Annotated in this window: 12 protein-coding genes; 7 read left to right on the top strand and 5 right to left on the bottom strand. The window is 72.5% G+C overall.

Annotated elements, in window-relative coordinates:
- Nucleotides 1-53 precede the first annotated feature (53 nt).
- Nucleotides 54-578, top strand: coding sequence for a hypothetical protein (locus IEY61_RS29525; protein ID WP_189050299.1), 525 nt, complete (start codon nucleotides 54-56; stop codon nucleotides 576-578).
- Between the two features lie 21 nt (nucleotides 579-599).
- On the top strand, nucleotides 600-1,130 hold the full coding sequence (locus tag IEY61_RS29520; RefSeq protein ID WP_189050297.1) for a DUF3558 family protein: 531 nt from the start codon (nucleotides 600-602) through the stop codon (nucleotides 1,128-1,130).
- Between the two features lie 5 nt (nucleotides 1,131-1,135).
- On the opposite strand, the gene IEY61_RS29515 is transcribed toward IEY61_RS29520, so the two are convergent.
- Complete coding sequence (locus tag IEY61_RS29515; protein ID WP_189050295.1) at nucleotides 1,136-2,398, bottom strand: FUSC family protein; 1,263 nt, start codon at nucleotides 2,396-2,398, stop codon at nucleotides 1,136-1,138.
- 160 nt (nucleotides 2,399-2,558) lie between these two features.
- Between IEY61_RS29515 and IEY61_RS29510 the strand changes: the two genes are divergently transcribed.
- The 3 genes from IEY61_RS29510 to IEY61_RS29500 all read left to right on the top strand — a co-directional run bounded on the left by IEY61_RS29510 (nucleotide 2,559) and on the right by IEY61_RS29500 (nucleotide 6,477).
- Nucleotides 2,559-4,685, top strand: coding sequence for a cellulase family glycosylhydrolase (locus IEY61_RS29510; RefSeq protein WP_229706567.1), 2,127 nt, complete (start codon nucleotides 2,559-2,561; stop codon nucleotides 4,683-4,685).
- Nucleotides 4,686-4,749: 64 nt separating this feature from the next.
- Nucleotides 4,750-5,130, top strand: a complete 381-nt coding sequence (locus IEY61_RS29505) for a YccF domain-containing protein (RefSeq protein ID WP_189050293.1) — start codon at nucleotides 4,750-4,752, stop codon at nucleotides 5,128-5,130.
- 126 nt (nucleotides 5,131-5,256) lie between these two features.
- Complete coding sequence (locus tag IEY61_RS29500; protein WP_189050332.1) at nucleotides 5,257-6,477, top strand: MGDG synthase family glycosyltransferase; 1,221 nt, start codon at nucleotides 5,257-5,259, stop codon at nucleotides 6,475-6,477.
- On the opposite strand, the gene IEY61_RS29495 is transcribed toward IEY61_RS29500, so the two are convergent.
- Nucleotides 6,418-8,766 (bottom strand): lysylphosphatidylglycerol synthase domain-containing protein, encoded by a 2,349-nt coding sequence (locus tag IEY61_RS29495; RefSeq protein ID WP_229706566.1) that lies wholly within the window; start codon nucleotides 8,764-8,766, stop codon nucleotides 6,418-6,420. The genes IEY61_RS29500 and IEY61_RS29495 overlap by 60 nt on opposite strands.
- A gap of 142 nt (nucleotides 8,767-8,908) precedes the next feature.
- Between IEY61_RS29495 and IEY61_RS29490 the strand changes: the two genes are divergently transcribed.
- Both IEY61_RS29490 and mgtA read left to right on the top strand, forming a co-directional pair.
- A complete protein-coding gene (locus IEY61_RS29490; protein WP_229706565.1) occupies nucleotides 8,909-9,523 on the top strand; it encodes a DedA family protein in 615 nt (204 codons plus the stop codon).
- Between the two features lie 508 nt (nucleotides 9,524-10,031).
- Nucleotides 10,032-12,605: a magnesium-translocating P-type ATPase gene (mgtA, locus tag IEY61_RS29485; RefSeq protein ID WP_189050291.1), complete on the top strand. Its 2,574-nt coding sequence runs from the start codon at nucleotides 10,032-10,034 to the stop codon at nucleotides 12,603-12,605.
- A 6-nt stretch (nucleotides 12,606-12,611) separates the two neighbouring features.
- Here mgtA and IEY61_RS29480 read toward each other — a convergent pair whose 3' ends face one another.
- From IEY61_RS29480 to IEY61_RS29470, 3 genes are all read right to left on the bottom strand, one after another.
- Nucleotides 12,612-13,220, bottom strand: coding sequence for a vitamin K epoxide reductase family protein (locus tag IEY61_RS29480; protein WP_189050289.1), 609 nt, complete (start codon nucleotides 13,218-13,220; stop codon nucleotides 12,612-12,614).
- A gap of 83 nt (nucleotides 13,221-13,303) precedes the next feature.
- A complete protein-coding gene (locus IEY61_RS29475; protein ID WP_229706564.1) occupies nucleotides 13,304-15,319 on the bottom strand; it encodes a bifunctional copper resistance protein CopD/cytochrome c oxidase assembly protein in 2,016 nt (671 codons plus the stop codon).
- Nucleotides 15,320-15,488: 169 nt separating this feature from the next.
- Nucleotides 15,489-16,403, bottom strand: coding sequence for a cation diffusion facilitator family transporter (locus IEY61_RS29470; protein ID WP_189050287.1), 915 nt, complete (start codon nucleotides 16,401-16,403; stop codon nucleotides 15,489-15,491).
- Nucleotides 16,404-16,557: the final 154 nt, after the last annotated feature.

The following is a 16,557-nucleotide window of genomic DNA, read 5'->3' as shown; positions in this document are numbered from 1 at the left end:
GAGACGTCACCTGCCGGCCGGTCGAGGCCGGGCGGAAGAAGGGAACAGAACACGTGCGGCGACTGATCCTGCCCGCGGTCTTCGCGACCGTCCTCGCGTTGACCGGATGCGACCGCAGCGAACCCCCGCCACCGGCCGCCGGCGCGGACGCCGACCTGTCCGCCGACGACGCCGGTCTCGAGCTGCCCGCCGACGACACCGAAGCGGCACCCCCGGCCTGCCCGTTCACCGCCGAGCAGGTCGCCGAGTTCGTCGGTCAGCCAATGGTCGACCAGGGCAACTGCAGCTTCGGCGACGGCGAGGGGGTCGCCCTGTTCACCGTGACGATGGCCTCCGGGCTGGCCGGCGAGAGCACCTACGACTATCAGCGCCAGCAGGCCGACCAGAGCTACCAGGACGTGACGGATCTCGGCGACGGCAAGGGCTACCTGGCCGTCAAGGAGCTCGGGGCCGAGGCGGTGGTGATCAACGACGCGGGCGCTTTCACGGTGACCCTGAGCAGCTTCCAGCGCCTCGGCGCCCAACCCGACGGCTACCAGCAGGCGTTGCGCCGGGTGCTCGACGGCCTGCCCAGCTGAGCCTCGGACGAGGGAGAACCGGTGAGATTCCTGACCCCCGCCCGGCTGGCGGTGTCGGCCGTCGCCGTCGCCGCCCTCGCCGCCTGCGGTGCCACGGCGCCCACCGCGGCGCCACCGGTGCCCGCCCCGGCGACCGAGGCCGGGCCGCCGACCGAGCCGGCCGACGCGCCTGAGCCGGTGGACGCGCCGCCGGTGGACGCCTGCGCGTTGGTCTCCCAGCAGGAGGCCGAGAAGCTGGCCGGCACCCGGTTGGCGGACGCGGTGCCGGGCGGCGAAAGCTGCTCCTACACCGGACCGGTCTCCGGGCCGTTGGCCCAGGTGGAGATCTACGTCGGGGACGGGGCGAAGAAGATCCTCGACATCGACCGCGACCTCGATCACGAATTCGAGACCCTGTCCGGCCTCGGGGACGAGGCGTATCTCGAGGACGGTGCCGTTTTCGTCCACGCCTCCGGGGTGTGGGTGGCCATCCGGCTGGTCCGCCTGGACGACCCGGCCGCGTACCGCGAGCCGCTGATGAAGCTGGCCCGGACGGTGGCCGGGCGGATCTGATCCGGTCACCGGCGATCCGGCTCGGCGGAGCGCTCCGCCGGGTCGGCGCCGACCCGGCGTGCGAACCGCTCCCGGATCCGGTCGCTGGCCTTCCGCTCGGAGCAACCGAGGGTACGCAGCAGATCGGTGGCGACGGTACGGATCTGCGCCACCACCACGTTGCCGGAGAAGCCGACCCCCTCGTGGTACGCCTCGGCGGCCCGGTCCATCCCCTTCAGGATCAGCTGCTCGGGCCGGCCCGTGTGGGGTCCGCCCTCCGCTTCCAACTGGATCAGTGCGAGGCCGTCGCCGAGGTCGTGCAGCGCGGCCGGCAACCCGCGCGGGATCGGCTCGCCGTCGTGGACCGCGGTGGCCGCCCGGCGCAGCATCTCCTGCGCGCCCCGGACGGCCAGGCTCAGGAAGGTCGCGCCGCGCTCGTAGCGCTCGTACTCGCCGCGCCGGTGCCAGCGCAGCGGGGAGACGGCCACCGCCTCGTGGGCGCCGGAGACGGCGTCGTTGAGCAGCTGCACCTGGGACTCCACGTCGGCCAGCGCGTCCCGGGCCCGGCCGGTCAGGTCCGCGTCGCCGCGGGCCATCCCGTCGGCGGCCTTGTGCAGCTGCTCCTGCGTGACCGCGAACAGCGGGCGGGCGGCCCGCTGGACGAGCCGCACCGGGTTGACCGGCAGCAGGGCCACCACCGCCACGGCGACCAGCCCGCCGATGGTGGCGTCGATGATCCGGGGCAGCTCGAGCCCGCGCTGCAGCGGCGCGAGCGTCGCGATGAGCACGGCGGTACCGCCGGCCTGGGTGACCACCTGTCCGCCCCGGCTCAGGCTCAGGGCGAGCAGGATGGACAGCGTGACCACGGTGGCGATCTGCCACGGACCGGTGCCGATGACCGCGATCAGGGCGTCGCCGGCCAGCAGTCCGGCCAGCACGCCGATCAGCAGTTCGAGGGTGCGGCGGGCCCGGCGGCCGATCGCGGCGGCGATGGTACCCACGGCGGCGGTGGGCGCGAAGACCGGCGACGGATGATGCAGCACCTCGTGCGCCACGACCCAGGCGAGCGCGGCCGCGACCCCGGCCTGGACGGCGAGGATGGCGTACAGCTCCAGGGTGCGTCGCCGTCTCCGCCAGTTGGCCCGGCTGCTGATCCCGCTGACAGTCCACGCGACCGCGCCCCGCACCCGCCCGGCCGCGCCCCGCACCTGCTCGGCCGCGACCTCGGCCTGCGCTCGGCCGGCCGCGTCCCGCACCCGTCCGCCGTCCCGGTCCTCCGCCGCTGTCACGCCGGGGACTACCCGCCCCGGCAGTGGTCAATCGCCACCCCCTTACATCACAGGGCATCGATTGACAAAGTTGTTGATCCCAACTTATGGTGCGAGCCGGCCGGACGTTTCCGGTGGTCCTCGCGGCGCCCGGTCAGCCACCCGTCGACACCATCACCACATGAGGAGCGTCATGGCCGGGCTGAGCGGCACACTACGAAGGACACGATGGCGATTCGGCCTGATCACCAGCGGCATCGCGGTGTTGCTGGCCGGGGTCGGGCTGATCAACGCGGGTGCCGCCCACGCGGCCGCCGGATGCCGGGTGGCATACTCCGCGCCCAGTCAGTGGCCGGGCGGGTTCACGGCCAACGTCGACGTCACCAACCTGGGCGACCCGCTGAACGGCTGGCGGCTGACCTGGACGTTCCCCTCCGGCCAGCGGGTGACCCAGGCGTGGAACGCCAACGTCACCCAGTCCGGCAACGACGTCACCGCCAGCAACGTCGGCTACAACGCCGCGCTCGGCACCAACCAGGCGGTGTCGTTCGGCTTCAACGGCTCCTGGTCCGGCGCCAACAACGCGCCGACCTCGTTCGCGCTCAACGGCGTCACCTGCACCGGCAGCGTCGGCCCCACCACCCCGCCGCCGAGCACCCCGCCGCCGAGCACCCCGCCGCCCAGCACCCCGCCGCCGACCACGCCGCCGCCGGCCGGCGACCCGATGGCCTACGTCGCCGCCATGCAGCCCGGCTGGAACCTCGGCAACACCTTCGACGCCGTCGGCGCCGACGAGACCGCCTGGGGCAACCCCCGGGTCACCCAGGCGCAACTGGACGCCATCCGGGCCCAGGGCTTCAACAGCATCCGGCTCCCGATCACCTGGAGCAACCACCACGGCCCGGCGCCCTCGTACACCATCGACGCGGCCTGGCTGAACCGGATCAAGGAGGTCGTCGGCTGGGCCCTGGACGACGGCTTCTACGTGATGATCAACCTGCATCACGATTCGTGGCAGTGGATCCACGAGATGCCGACGAACCGGACCGCGGTGCTCAACCGCTACAACGCGCTGTGGACCCAGATCGCCGCCGCGTTCCGGGACGCCGCACCGAAGCTGCACTTCGAGAGCGTCAACGAACCGCAGTTCGCCAACAGCTCCGGGGACGCCCAGAACGCTCAGCTGCTCCACGAGCTGAACGTCAACTTCCACCGGATCGTACGCGCCTCCGGCGGCAACAACGCCACCCGGATGCTGGTCCTGCCGACCCTGCACACCTCCGCCGACCAGGCCCGCGTCAACGAGCTGACCACGACGATCAACCAGCTCAACGACCGCAACCTGATCGCCACCGTGCACTTCTACGGCTACTGGCCGTTCAGCGTGAACGTCGCCGGCGGCACCCGCTTCGACGCCACCACCCAGCAGGACCTGGTCGACTCCTTCGACCGGGTCTACAACGCCTTCGTCACCCGGGGCATCCCGGTCGTCATCGGCGAGTACGGGCTGCTCGGTTTCGACCGGCACACCGGCACCATCGAGCAGGGCGAGAAGCTGAAGTTCTTCGAGTTCCTCGGCTACTACGCCCGCCACCGGCAGCTCACCACCCAACTGTGGGACAACGGCCAGCACTTCAACCGGACCACCTTCCAGTGGCGTGACGCGGAACTGTTCGCCCAGATCAAGTCGAGCTGGACGACCCGCTCCGGCACCGCCTCGTCCGACCAGGTGTACGTGCCGCGTACCGGCTCGGTCACCGCCAAGTCGCTGACCCTGAACCTCAACGGCACCACCTTCGCCGGGCTGCGCCAGGGCACCACGAACCTGACGCAGGGCACCGACTACACCGTCTCCGGCAACCAGCTCACCATCACCTCGAGCGCGCTGACCCGGCTGGTCGGCAGCCGGGCGTACGGCGTCAACGCCACCCTGCAGGCGCGCTTCTCCGCCGGCGTCCCCTGGCGGATCGACGTGATCACCTACGACCCGCCGCTGCTGTCGAACACGACGGGTTCGACCGCCTCCTTCGCCATTCCGACCCAGTTCCGGAGCGACCAGCTCGCCACCATGGAGGCGAGGTACGCCGACGGCAGCAACGCCGGCCCGCACGACTGGACCTCGTTCAAGGAGTTCGACGTCGCCTTCTCCCCCGACTACACCGGCAGTCGCATCACGCTGACCGAGACCTTCTTCGGTGAGGTCCGCGACGGCGCCCCGGTGACCCTCACGTTCCACTTCTGGAGTGGTACGCGGGTGACGTACCGCGTCACGAAGTCCGGTGGCAGCGTCACCGGCGTCACCGGCTGACCGCCGCAACGCCACCGGCCGCCCTCTCGGGTGGCCGGTGGCGGGCACCGGTCATCATTGGCTCATGATCCGATTCGTGCTGAACGTGCTGTGGCTCATCTTCGGCGGCGGGCTCATGCTGGCCATCGGCTACGGCATCGCCGCGCTGATCTGCTTCGTGCTCGTCGTCACCATCCCGTTCGGGGTCGCGTCGCTGCGGCTGGCGTCGTACTCGCTCTGGCCCTTCGGCCGCACCCTGGTGCCCAAGCCCGGCGTCGGCGTCGCCTCGGGCGTCGCCAACGTCATCTGGGTGCTCCTGGCCGGGTGGTGGCTCGCCCTGTCCCACATCGTCGCCGGTGTCGGCCTCTGCCTCACCATCATCGGCATCCCGTTCGGCGTGGCCAACTTCAAACTCGTCCCGGCCGCGATCTGGCCGCTCGGCCAGCAGGTCGTTCCCGCGCCGTAGACCCCGACCGGGACTGAGATCCGCCCGGGTGGGTATGCCCGCGCGGTGACGGAGTGCAGGCCCGAGGCGGGGTGCAGGCCCGAGACGGGGTGGGCGGCGTGCGCCGGTGAATCGTGGCAGCCGGCGCTGCGCCGCGCCGGCTCTGGTCGCTCGGCCGCCCGTACCCGCACCGGCGTGCCGGACCGCCCCGCCACCGGCCGGGTCGTGGTCGTCTCGGCCGACATCGGGGCCGGACACGACGCCGCGGCGGCCGAGTTGTCCCACCTGCTGACCGGCCATGGCCTGGCGGTGGACCGGCTGAACTTCCTGTCGCTGCTTCCCCGCCCGCTGGACACCGGCGTCCGGGAGACCTACCGGAGCATGCTGCGCTGGCTGCCCTGGTGTTACGAGGCGCTGTTCAGCGCGACCGCCCGCTCGACCCGCTCGATGGAGTTGCTCCGCGCCGCGCTGCGCCCGGCGGTCCGCCGCGTGCTGGGCCACCTGCCTGCGGACACCCGGGCCGTGGTGACGACCTTTCCCTTCGCCAATCAGCTCCTGGGGCCGATGCGGTCCGCCGGGCTGATCACCGCGCCACTGGTCACGTACGTGACGGACTTCGCCATCCACCCGAGCTGGATCTCGCCCGGCGTGGACCTGTACTGCGTCGTGCACGAGCTCTCACGCCAGCAGGCGGTGGCCGCGGGCGCGACGGCGGCGCGCGTGGTCCGTCCGCTGGTGAGCGCCCGCTTCGGCGCGCTGTCCGAGCTGAGCACCCAGGCCGCCCGGCAGCGTCTCGGGCTGCCCGAGCGGGCCCGGCTCGCGCTGATCGTCGCGGGTTCCTGGGGCATCGGGGAGGTGACCCGGACCGCGGCGGAGGTGCTGGCCACCGGTTGCGCGGAGCCCGTCGTGGTGTGCGGACGCAACGAGCGGCTGCACCGCCGGCTGCGCCGGTTTCCCGGGCACGTACTCGGCTGGGTCGACGACATGCCCACCCTGATGCGGGCGGCCGACGTCGTGGTGGAGAACGCCGGGGGCCTCACCTGTCAGGAGGCGCTCGCCTCGGGCCGGCCCACCATCACCTACCGACCCATTCCCGGGCACGGCCGGGCCAACGCCGCCATTCTTCGCCGCTCCGCGCTGACCAGCTACATCGCCTCCGCACAGCGGCTGGGGCCGGCGCTCACCGAGTTGCTGTCCCGCGCCGGGGACAGTGCCGCCGACACCGACGCCCGGATCGACATGGCCTCGGTCGTCGCCGAGGTCATGTCGCCGACGCGGGGCCGCCGGCGGCGTGAGCCGGGGCCGACATCAGAGCAGACGCCGATGCGCCAGCCACCGCAGGGCGACGTACCCGAACGGAGCGGGTAACCAGAAGGTCGCGAGCCGGTAGATCAGCACACCGGCCACGGCGGTGTCGACGGGCACGCCGTAGAGCAGCAACCCGGACACCAGGGCCGCCTCGGTGGCGCCCAGCCCACCGGGGGTGGGCGCGGCGGAGGCGACGCCCTCACCGACGACGGACACCAGGATCACCGGCGGCAGCAGCGCCAGGCTGATCGGCTCGCCGACCGCGAGCAGCCCGAAGTAGAGGCTGAGTCCGTAGGCCAGGGTCAGCGCCAGCGCCGCACCGACCAGCCGGGACAGCCGGTGCTGACGGGGCAGCGCCCGGAGGGCGTCGAGGCTCTGCCGGGCCACCGCCCGCCCCTGGCGCCGCAACCGGGGTACGGCGAGCAGCGCGGCGGCGACCAGCAGCACCACCAGGACGCCGAGCAGCAGCGGCAACGCCTTGCTGGTGGCGGCGTGTTCGAGCGTCCGGACGGGCTGGCGCGCGAAGGGCAGCAGCACCGGCAGCAGCAGCGCGACCGACACCACGCCGGCCGTCCGGGAGACCGCCACCGCGGTCGCCGACTCGGCGGTGCCGAACCCCTTCTGATGCAGGTAGCGCACGCTCAACGCGGCACCGCCGATGCTGCCGGGAGCCAGCCGGTTGGCGAAGGAGGCGGCCACCTGCACGACGGTGGTCTCCCCGAGCGGGATCCGGTTGGCGGCGGCCAGCCGCAGCACGAACGCGCTGAGCAGGTAGGTGGCCACCGAGCCGAGCAGGGTCGCCGCGAGGGCCGCCGGGTGCGCGTGCAGCATCAGGCGCAGCGCGGTGCGTACCTCACCAACCTGCGGCAGCAGGACGTACACCAGCAGGCCGAGCGCGACCAGCAGCAGGATGCCGCGCGGCGTGATCCGACCGACCCGGGCCAGCCGCCGCTCCCGCTCCGGGCAACGGCGCAGGATCTCGCCGCGCAGTTCCTGAAGCAGCGTGGGCGTCCGGCGCAGCGCGTCGTGGCCGGCCCGGGAGAGCACCGGCCGTTGCAGGTACGGCAGGCTGTCCGCGACCTGCGCGGCACCCAGCTGCGCCATCGCGACGTCGACCACGGCCGCCGGATCGACCCGGCCGGCGAGGGTGACCAGCAACTCGACGAGGTCCCGCGCCTGCTGGTCGGCGGGGGCCCCGTCGACGCCGAACCCGAGGTCGACCAGATGTGCGGTCCGGCCGGCGAGGAGGATGTTGGCCGCGCGCAGGTCCCGGTGCGCGATGCCGGCGCGGTGCAGCAGCGACACCTGCCGGCACACGTCCGCCACCGCCGCGAGTGGCAGCGGGCCGACGGTCGAGCGCAGCGGCGCGGCGTCGACGAACTCCTGCACCAGCACCGCGTCGCCACCGGGCAGGGTGGCGGTCGTGACGACCTCCGGCACCCGCACACCGGCCCGCTCCGCCAGCAGCGTCAGGTACGTCTCGTGTTCGCTCTGCTGCTTCGCGCTCAGGTACGGCGGCTCGTCGGCGACGTGCCGGAACCGCAGCCGCCGGTAGAGCTTGTACGCCCAGTCCGCGTCGCGCTGCTGCCCCCCGCTCAGTTTGACGAACAACTGCCGGCCGTCGGCGGTCAGCGCCCGCCAGGGCCACGAGCCGCGGGCGTCGCCGATCAGCGGCTCCAGTCGGGTCACGTCGAGCCCCCGGCGCCGCAGCGCCCGACGCAGGCTGGCGGCGGACCGTTCCGGACCGACCTCCCCGACCACCAACCGGGTCAGGCACACCGCGAGCCAGCCGACCAGGAACCCGCCGACGGCGTCCAGCGGAAGATGCGCGCCGACGTGCACCCGGGCCACGGCCACCACGACGATCACGGCCCACATCAGGCGCCGCCAGCGTGGGCCGCCCGCCCGGGCGGCCACCAGAGCCAGGGCGGTGGCGACCGCGACGTGCCCGGAGGGATACCCCAGCAAGCCGGTGATCGTGTCGTGCACGACCACGTCGGCCAGCAGGCCGGCCGGCCGCTGCCGGGCCACCGCGAGCTTGTTGACGACCGCCAGCCAGTACGCCAGGTTGCCGGCCAGCAGCAGGTCCCGCGCCACCGCGAACCGCCGCAGCAGGGCGGCGACGGCGACGGCGACGAACACCGCCAGGTACGAGCCGACCTGCATGACCGCGGCCAGCACCGGCGCCGCCCCGGACGGCAGGCGGTTGAGCAGGGTGAACAGGTCCCGCTCCCAGGCCGCGACCGGATGCTGGCGGATCAGCAGGCTCGCCGCGACCAGCAGGACGGCCGAGAGGGCCAGGTTGACCAGCAGCGCCGGCGACGGGCGATGCGTCCGGGCTACCACCACTCCTCGCCTCCACCGCCCGGTCGCCGGTCTCGCTCACGGGCCTCCTGCACGTCGAACCATACGGGTTCATCCGGCACGGTTCGGCGGTTTCCGCCGGACCGATCGCCGCCTCCGGATCGGCTCCGAGCGCCACAATCAGGAGGTGGAGCGGGTACTGGCAATGATCGCCGCGCTGCCGCCGGTGGTCGTACTGACCCTGGTGTTCCTCCTGCCCGCGTTGGAGTCCTCGACCCTGCTGGGCCTGGTGGTCCCCGGGGAGACCGCCGTCCTGGTCGGCGGGGTGGTGGCGCACGGCGGTGGGCTGCCGCTCTGGGCGGTGGTCGCCACGGCGACCGCCGGCGCGTGCCTCGGCGACCAGATCGGCTACCTGCTGGGCCGACGCTACGGGCCGGCGGTGCTGGGCCGGGCTCCCGCCGTGGCACGCCGGCACCTGGACCTGAACCGGGCCCGGCGCCTGGTCGCCCGTCGGGGCGCGACGGCGGTGCTGATCGGTCGATGGGTGGCGGTGCTGCGCACGATCGTCCCGATCGTCGCCGGCGCCAGCGGGATGCGTCGGGCCTCGTTCGGGTGGGCGAACCTGGCCGGCGGGCTGGTCTGGGCCGCGGGGGTGGCGCTGCTGGGCTACTTCGGCGCGGCCTCACTTCACTATCTCGAGCGGGAACTGGGCATCGGAACCCACGCGCTGCTCGCCGTGCTCGTGGTCGTCGTGCTGGTGTCGATCTGGCGCCGCCGTCACCACAGCCGACGGCAGCGTTGATCGATCGTGGCACGAGTACGGCCTGCTCATCTCTTCCACCCTGAGCTCCTGCTTGAGCAGGGTGCCGGAGGTCCTGTCGGTTACGTCCCGGGCGTCAGTGATCGGCCGCTGGCCTCCGCAGCCTGTTGATCGACTCCGTTTCGTCGGTACGGCGGTGTCTGATCGGTCGCAACACCGCCATTACGGCGAAACGGCGATCGGCGTTGATCAAGGCGGTTGCTGTCGTAGCCGCGGTCCAGGCGCGGTAGCTACACCGGCACCGGGTGCCGATCAACCGGGGCCACTGGCTCGCCCTGGCCCTGCCGCACCTGTCGCCGAGAGCTGCTGATCGAGTACGAAGGTGCTCCGGTGTCCCTGTCGATCTACATGGCCGCGCGTCTGGTGTCCGCGATGCAGGACCTGAGCTGGGCTTTGCTGACCGATCGCGCCGACGGGCCGCGCGGCCCGTCTCCGCTCGGTAGCGTCGAGAGCGCGGCGGCAGGCGCCGCCGCGAGGCTGCGGAGGGTGGGTGGGGGCACGGGTCGGGCCGCAGGGCCGCGCCGCGCGGTTCTGGGCCGGTGAGCTGCCCGAGGCGCTGGCCGCCGTCGGCGCTCCGGCCCAGGGGCTCACCGGCGAGCAGGCCGCGCGGTTGCTGCGCGAACGGGGCCCCAACCAGGTCTCCGTGGCCCGCCGCCGCGGCTGGCGGCTGCTGCTGACCCAGTTCACCAGCCCCATCATCGTGATCCTCATCGCCGCGACGGTGCTGTCGATGGCCGTCGGCGACCTGATCGACGGCACCATCATCCTGGCCATCGTCGCGGCCAGTGGCGGGCTGGGGTTCTGGCAGGAACGCAAGGCCGGGCGGGCCGTCGACGCGCTCCAGGCACGGGTCCGGGTGCACGTCGAGGTGATCCGCGACGGCCATCAGGTCTCCGTACCGGTCGAGGAGGTGACGGTCGGCGACCTGGTGGTGCTGCACGCCGGTGACGTGGTGCCCGCCGACTGCCGGGTCGTCGACGCCCGGCGGTTGCAGGTCGACCAGGCCGCCCTGACCGGGGAGTCGTTCCCGGCCGAGAAGACCTCGGACCCGGCGCCCGCCGACGCGGACCTGTCCGGGCGGACCAACGCGCTGTGGATGGGCACGCACGTGGTCAGCGGCACCGGCCGCGCGGTGGTCATGCAGACCGGCCGGGACACCACGTACGCCGAGGTGGCCGCCCGAATCGAGGCCCGGCCCTCGGCGACCGGCTTCCAGCGGGGGCTGACCCGCTTCGGGCTGCTGCTGGTCCGGATCATGGTGGTGCTGCTGGTCGGCATCGCGGTGGCCAACCTGCTGATGGGCCGGCCGGTCATCGACTCCCTGCTGTTCTCCCTGGCCCTCGCCGTCGGGCTGACTCCGCAGATGCTCCCGGCGATCGTCGCGGTCAGTCTCTCCGCCGGAGCCCGGGCGATGGCCGCACACCGGGTCATCGTCAAGCGCCTCGAGGCTATCGAGGACTTCGGCGCCATGACCGTGCTGCTGACCGACAAGACGGGGACGCTGACCGCCGGAAGCGTGACGCTGGCCTCCTGTCTCTCCGTCGACGGCGAACCCGATGCCGACACCGCCCGCCTGGCCCGGCTCAATGCCGGGCTGCAACAGGGCTTCAGCAACCCGCTGGACACCGCGATCATGGCCGGCCAGCCGCCCGCCGATCCGGCTCACCGGATCGCCGAGGTTCCGTACGATTTCAGCCGTCAGCGCCTGTCCCTGCTGTTCGACGACGGCGGCACCGCCACCCTGATCACCAAGGGTTCGCTCGCCGCCGTGCTGGACGTGTGCGCCACGGCCCGCACCGGCGACGGCGTCGTACCGCTCGACCAGGTCCGCGACCGGGTCCAACAGCGGTTCACCGAACTGAGCGACCGCGGGCAGCGGGTCCTCGGCCTGGCCGTCCGGGCGCTGCCCGGGGCGCGCACCGCCACCGCGGACGACGAGGCGGGGATGACCCTGGTCGGCCTGCTGGCCTTTCAGGACCCGGCCAAGCCCGACGCCGCCGAGGCGATCGACCGGCTCACCGCGATGGGGGTCTCCGTCCGGCTGATCACCGGCGACAACCGGCACGCCGCCGCACACGTCGCCGCGCAGGTCGGCCTCAGCGGCGAGCCGATGCTCGGCCCCGACATCGCCGCCTGCCCCGACGCGGAGCTGCCGGACCGGGTCGCTGACACCGAGGTGTTCGCCGAGGTCGACCCGGTGCAGAAGGAACGCGTGCTGACCGCGCTGCGCGCCCGGGGGGCCGTGGTCGGATTCATCGGCGACGGCATCAACGACTCCCCCGCCCTGCACGCCGCCGACGTCGGCATCTCCGTCGACACCGCCGCCGACGTGGCGAAGCAGGCGGCGGCGATCGTCCTGCTGGAGAAGGACCTCGACGTGGTCGCCGACGGCGTCCGTCTCGGCCGACAGACCTTCACCAACACGCTGAAGTACATCCGGGTCAACACCAGCGCGTCCTTCGGCAACGTGGTCAGCATGAGCGTCGCCACCCTGCTACTGCCCTTCCTGCCGCTGCTGCCCCGGCAGGTGCTGCTGCTGAACTTCCTCTCCGACATTCCCTACACCACGATCTCCACCGACCACACCGATTCCGAGCAGCTTCGCCGGCCGCGCACCGTCGACGTCCGGGCGATCCGCCGGTTCATGCTGGTCTACGGCGCCATCAGCATCGCCGTAGACCTTGCCGCGCTCGCCGTACTGCACTGGTGGTGGCGGACGTCCACCGACGTGTTCCGCGCCGCGTGGTTCATCCAGTTCACCGCGACCGAGATCATCGTGCTGATGGTGCTGCGTACCAACCGGTCCTTCCTGCGCAGCCGACCCTCGACGCCGCTGCTCGCCACCGGGGCGCTGCTGATCGCGGTCACCGTCGCCCTGCCGTTCAGCCCCCTGGCCGCGCCGCTCGGCCTCGGCCGGCCGCCACTACCCGTCCTGGCCACGTTGGCCGCGCTCACCCTCGCGTACGTCGTCGCCAACGAGCTGGTCAAGCGGTGGATCCCACCCGACCCGCTGACCGTCGAGCCGAAGCGCGGGTTCAGGTCGAGCAGCGGCACTACCCAGTGAGGTCGGTCAGATGAGGCTGGACCAGTAGTCCCAGAAGCGGACCAGGATGGCCAGCCCGATCACCACGTACCAGGTGACCAGGATGAAGCTGTGGTAGCCGGCGAGCCCGGCCAGCCGGGACGACGGCCGCCACCGCCGGAGGTTGTCCAGCGTGGTGTAGAGGAAGATCGCGATGGTGACGACCCAGACCACCATGCAGTACGGGCACAGCGCGCCGATGACGTACAGGCTCTGGTAGATCAGCCAGTGCACGAAGACCACGCCGAACGCGGCGCCGGCCTGGAGGCCGAGCCAGAACCAGCCGGGCAGGCGCACGCCGGCGAGCAGGAGCACCCCAAGGGTGGCGACCACCGCGAAGCCGGCGATGCCGATCAGCGGGTTGGGGATGCCGAAGGCGGCGGCCTGTGGGGTGGTCATCACCGAACCGCAGGACAGGATCGGATTGATGCTGCACGACGGCACGTAGTCCGGATCGGCCAGCAAGTTGATCTTCTCGACGGTGAGCGTGGCCGCGGCGAGCAGACCGATGCCGCCACCCACCGCGAGAACCCACGCGGTGACCCGGGCGAGGAAATCCGCCTGCGGCGCCAGGGTTGGTCGGAGATCGCTCGTCATGGGGTGGCCAACCTCTCCTCGCCGGTGCCGTCAATGTTGTCTCGACTTGCTGCCAGCTTCCTGAGAGCCCGCTGGACGACTGCTTATCGGCCCACCCGGCGGTCGCGTTCGGCCAGTTCGGCGAGCATCCGGTTGTAGGCGGCCAACTCGGGGTCCTCACGCCCTTCCGCCTCGGCGCGGTCGGCGGCCCGGTCCCGGCGGCGGGCCTCGCGTCGGTCGGCCTGGATCCACTGGACCATCAACGCTCCGAGGACGATCAGCGTGGGCAGTTCGCCGAAGGACCAGGCGATTCCTCCGGCGGCACGCTGGTCCTCCAGGGGCGTCGGCCCCCACGGCCGGGCCAGCGCCATCCACCAGTCAGGGGCCAGCAGGGTGGCCGACTGCATCAGGGCGACGCCGAGGAAGGCGTGCAGCACCATGCTGATCAGCACCAGGACCATTTTCAGCGGGTACGGCGCGCGACGCGGGGCCGGGTCGATACCGATGGCCGTCCAGAAGAAGAGGTACCCGACGCCGAGGAAGTGGAAGACCATGGCCAGGTGGGCTGCGTGCGAGCGCACCGCCAGCTCGTACAGGCCGGTGAAATAGAGCACGTACAGGCTGGCCACGTAGAGGGCGAGCGCCACGACCGGATTGGTCAACGCGCGGGACACCCGGGAATGCAGGGCCACCTGTAGCCATTCCCGGGGGCCCGGCCAGCGCGGGTCCGCCGAAGGGCGCAGTGCGCGCAGCGCGAGGGTGACCGGCCCGGCGAGGACGAGCAGGATCGGCGCGACCATCATCAGCAGCAGGTGCTGCATCATGTGCACGCTGAACAGCACCGGTCCGTAGCGGGCCAGGCCGCTGGAGGTGGCGATGATGATCACGGCGCAGCCGGCCAACCAGAGGACGGTACGCGTCGCCGGCCAGGCGTCTCCGCGACGACGCAGCCGCCACACTCCGGCGACGTAGCCCCCGGCTGCGGCCAGGGCGACGGCGATCAGCAGCGGCTCCGGCAGCCAGAGCCGGACTGCCGTCTCGATGCTCAGCGGTGGTGGCATGGGGAACCCGAGCAGCGCGAGGGCCGGGTCCAGCTCGGCGTCGCCGATCGGGGGCGGCGTCCGCGCCAGGGCCACGGCTGTTCCGATCGTCGCGCCGAACAACAGCGTCTCCACGACCGCGACCCGCAGGAACGGGCGACGCCGACCGGCGGCCAGGGCGGGGATCGCCCGGCGGCGGTGCAGCAGCCCGGCGACCGCGATCGCGGCCAGCGCGGCAATCTTGACCAACAGCATCTGCCCGTACCGGGTTCCGGTCAGATCGGCCAGGCTGGTCAGCCGTACGCCCGCCGACAGCACCCCGGATCCGGCGACCGCGACCAGGCAGGCCAGTGCCAGCGGCGAGAACCGGCGTACCGCGACGGCGAGGTCGGCCGTACCGCCCCGGGCGGTGACCGCCAGGGCGAGCAGGCCACCGGCCCAGAGAGTGACCGGCACCACGTGCAGCAGCATGCTCGACACGGCCAACTGGTGGTTGTTGGCCGAGGCGGCATGGCCGGTGAAGACCGGCGGCACCGTCGCCGCCAGCGCGGTGAGCAGGGCCACCAGCGCCCCCACCGGACGCAGGCTGCGCGCCGCGATCACCGCCGTGACCAGCGCGAGGGCGCCGCTGAGCGCCAACGACTGCCCCAGCGGCACGGTGAGGGCGAAGTTCAGCACCGCGCGCACCGACAACACCCGCGAGGCGGGCAACCCGAACAGGTCGACCAGGGTGTAGCCGACCGCGATCGTGGCGGCCACCGACCACAGGGCCGCGGCCAACGCGGCGGCCCGCAGCCGGCGGTAGCCCAGCGCGGAGAGCCGGCCTCCGTCGTCGCGCGGGGAGAGCACGACGACCGCCAGCAGCAGACCGACGGTGCACACCGCCCCGATCTGCATGCCGAGGCGGGCGGCCGGCAGCAGCCACGCCGTGACCCGGTCCGGCTCGGGAATCCCCGGCAGGGTCGGTGGGGTGCTGCCGCCGCCCCACCGCAGCAGCGCCGCCCCGATTCCCGCCGCCACCAGGATCGTGGCGACCGGTACCAGCACCGGACGGGGCGAGGTTCTGGCCCTGCTCGTCACCGTGACTCCCCGTGGGCCGCGGCCGGTACGGCGGCTGGCGGGACGCGGGTGGCCGGGGGTGAGGACACGGACAGGGCGGCACAGGGCGGGCGGTTCACGAACGACTCCCGGGTCGTGGACGGTTCGTCAGATAGTCGGCGGCCGGCCGCCGATAGTTCCGGGAGAAATGTCACCATTGGCTCCCGCCGCAGACACCCTCGGCGTCCTGCGGCTCCGCCTGAAGGGTGGCATGCTCGATGGCGAACCGGTCGTGCAGGACCCGCCGAGCGGCGGCCAGCACACCGGCGAGATCGGCGCCGGCGTCGAGAATGAGGTGCGCCGAGGCCACCTCCATCCCCGAGGTCAGGGTCCACACGTGCAGATCGTGCACGCCGGTCACGCCGTCGAGGGCGCACAGCCCGTCGCGGACCGCCGCGACGTTCACGTGCGGCGGCGCGGCCTGCACGAGGACCCGCAGGGCGGCCCGGCCCAGCTGATAGGTGCGGGGCAGGATGAACAGGCCCACGGCCACCGCGATGATCGGGTCGGCGTACCACCAGCCGGTCGCCGCGATCACCCCGGCGGCGGCGATCACGCCGACCGAGGCGACCAGGTCGCCGAGCACCTCCAGGTACGCGCCGCGCACGTTCAGGCTCTCCTGGGCGCCGCTGCGCAGCAGGAGGAACGCCACGACGTTGGCGATCAGGCCCGCCACCGCAACGGCCAACATCGGACCGGCCATCACCTGCGGCGGCTCGTCGAGCCGGCGTACCGCCTCCACCAGTACGTAGATGGCGACGCCGAACAGCAGCACCGCGTTGGCCAGCGCGGCGAGGACCTCCATCCGGTACAGGCCGAAGGTGTGCTGGCCGTCGCGGGACGCCCGGCTCGCCGCGGTGATCGCGGCGAGCGCCATGCCGATGCCGAGCACGTCGGTGAACATGTGCCCGGCGTCGGAGAGCAGCGCCAGCGAGCCGGTCCACCACGCCCCGACCGCCTCCACCACCATGAACACGGCCAGCACGGCGAAGGCTGCCCACAACCGGCCCCGGTGCTTCTCCCCCGCGCGCGACACCTGCCGCCCATGGTCGTGTCCGGCCCCCACCGCCCGCCCCTCCCCCTGTCAACCGCCCCCCAACATATGCTGACATTGCAATGAATGCAAATCCCTCCCCACCCCCACCCCCACCCCCTCTCCACGCGTTGATCATGAGGTTAGCGGCAGTTGAGGAGATCAACTTCGCCGCTAACCTCATGAT

This window comes from Micromonospora sonchi, from assembly GCF_014646235.1.
In the GTDB taxonomy this organism is placed as follows: Bacteria; Actinomycetota; Actinomycetes; order Mycobacteriales; family Micromonosporaceae; genus Micromonospora; species Micromonospora sonchi.
The sequence above is the reverse complement of the archived record's forward strand: the minus strand, read 5'-3'. Positions and strand labels throughout refer to the sequence as shown.

Bases quoted from the DNA above. Each gene is read 5' to 3' on its own strand.
- IEY61_RS29510 (WP_229706567.1), top strand. From the start codon at position 2,559: ATGAGGAGCGTCATGGCCGGGCTGAGCGGCACACTACGAAGGACACGA.
- IEY61_RS29505 (WP_189050293.1), top strand. From the start codon at position 4,750: ATGATCCGATTCGTGCTGAACGTGCTGTGGCTCATCTTCGGCGGCGGG.
- IEY61_RS29480 (WP_189050289.1), bottom strand. From the start codon at position 13,220: ATGACGAGCGATCTCCGACCAACCCTGGCGCCGCAGGCGGATTTCCTC.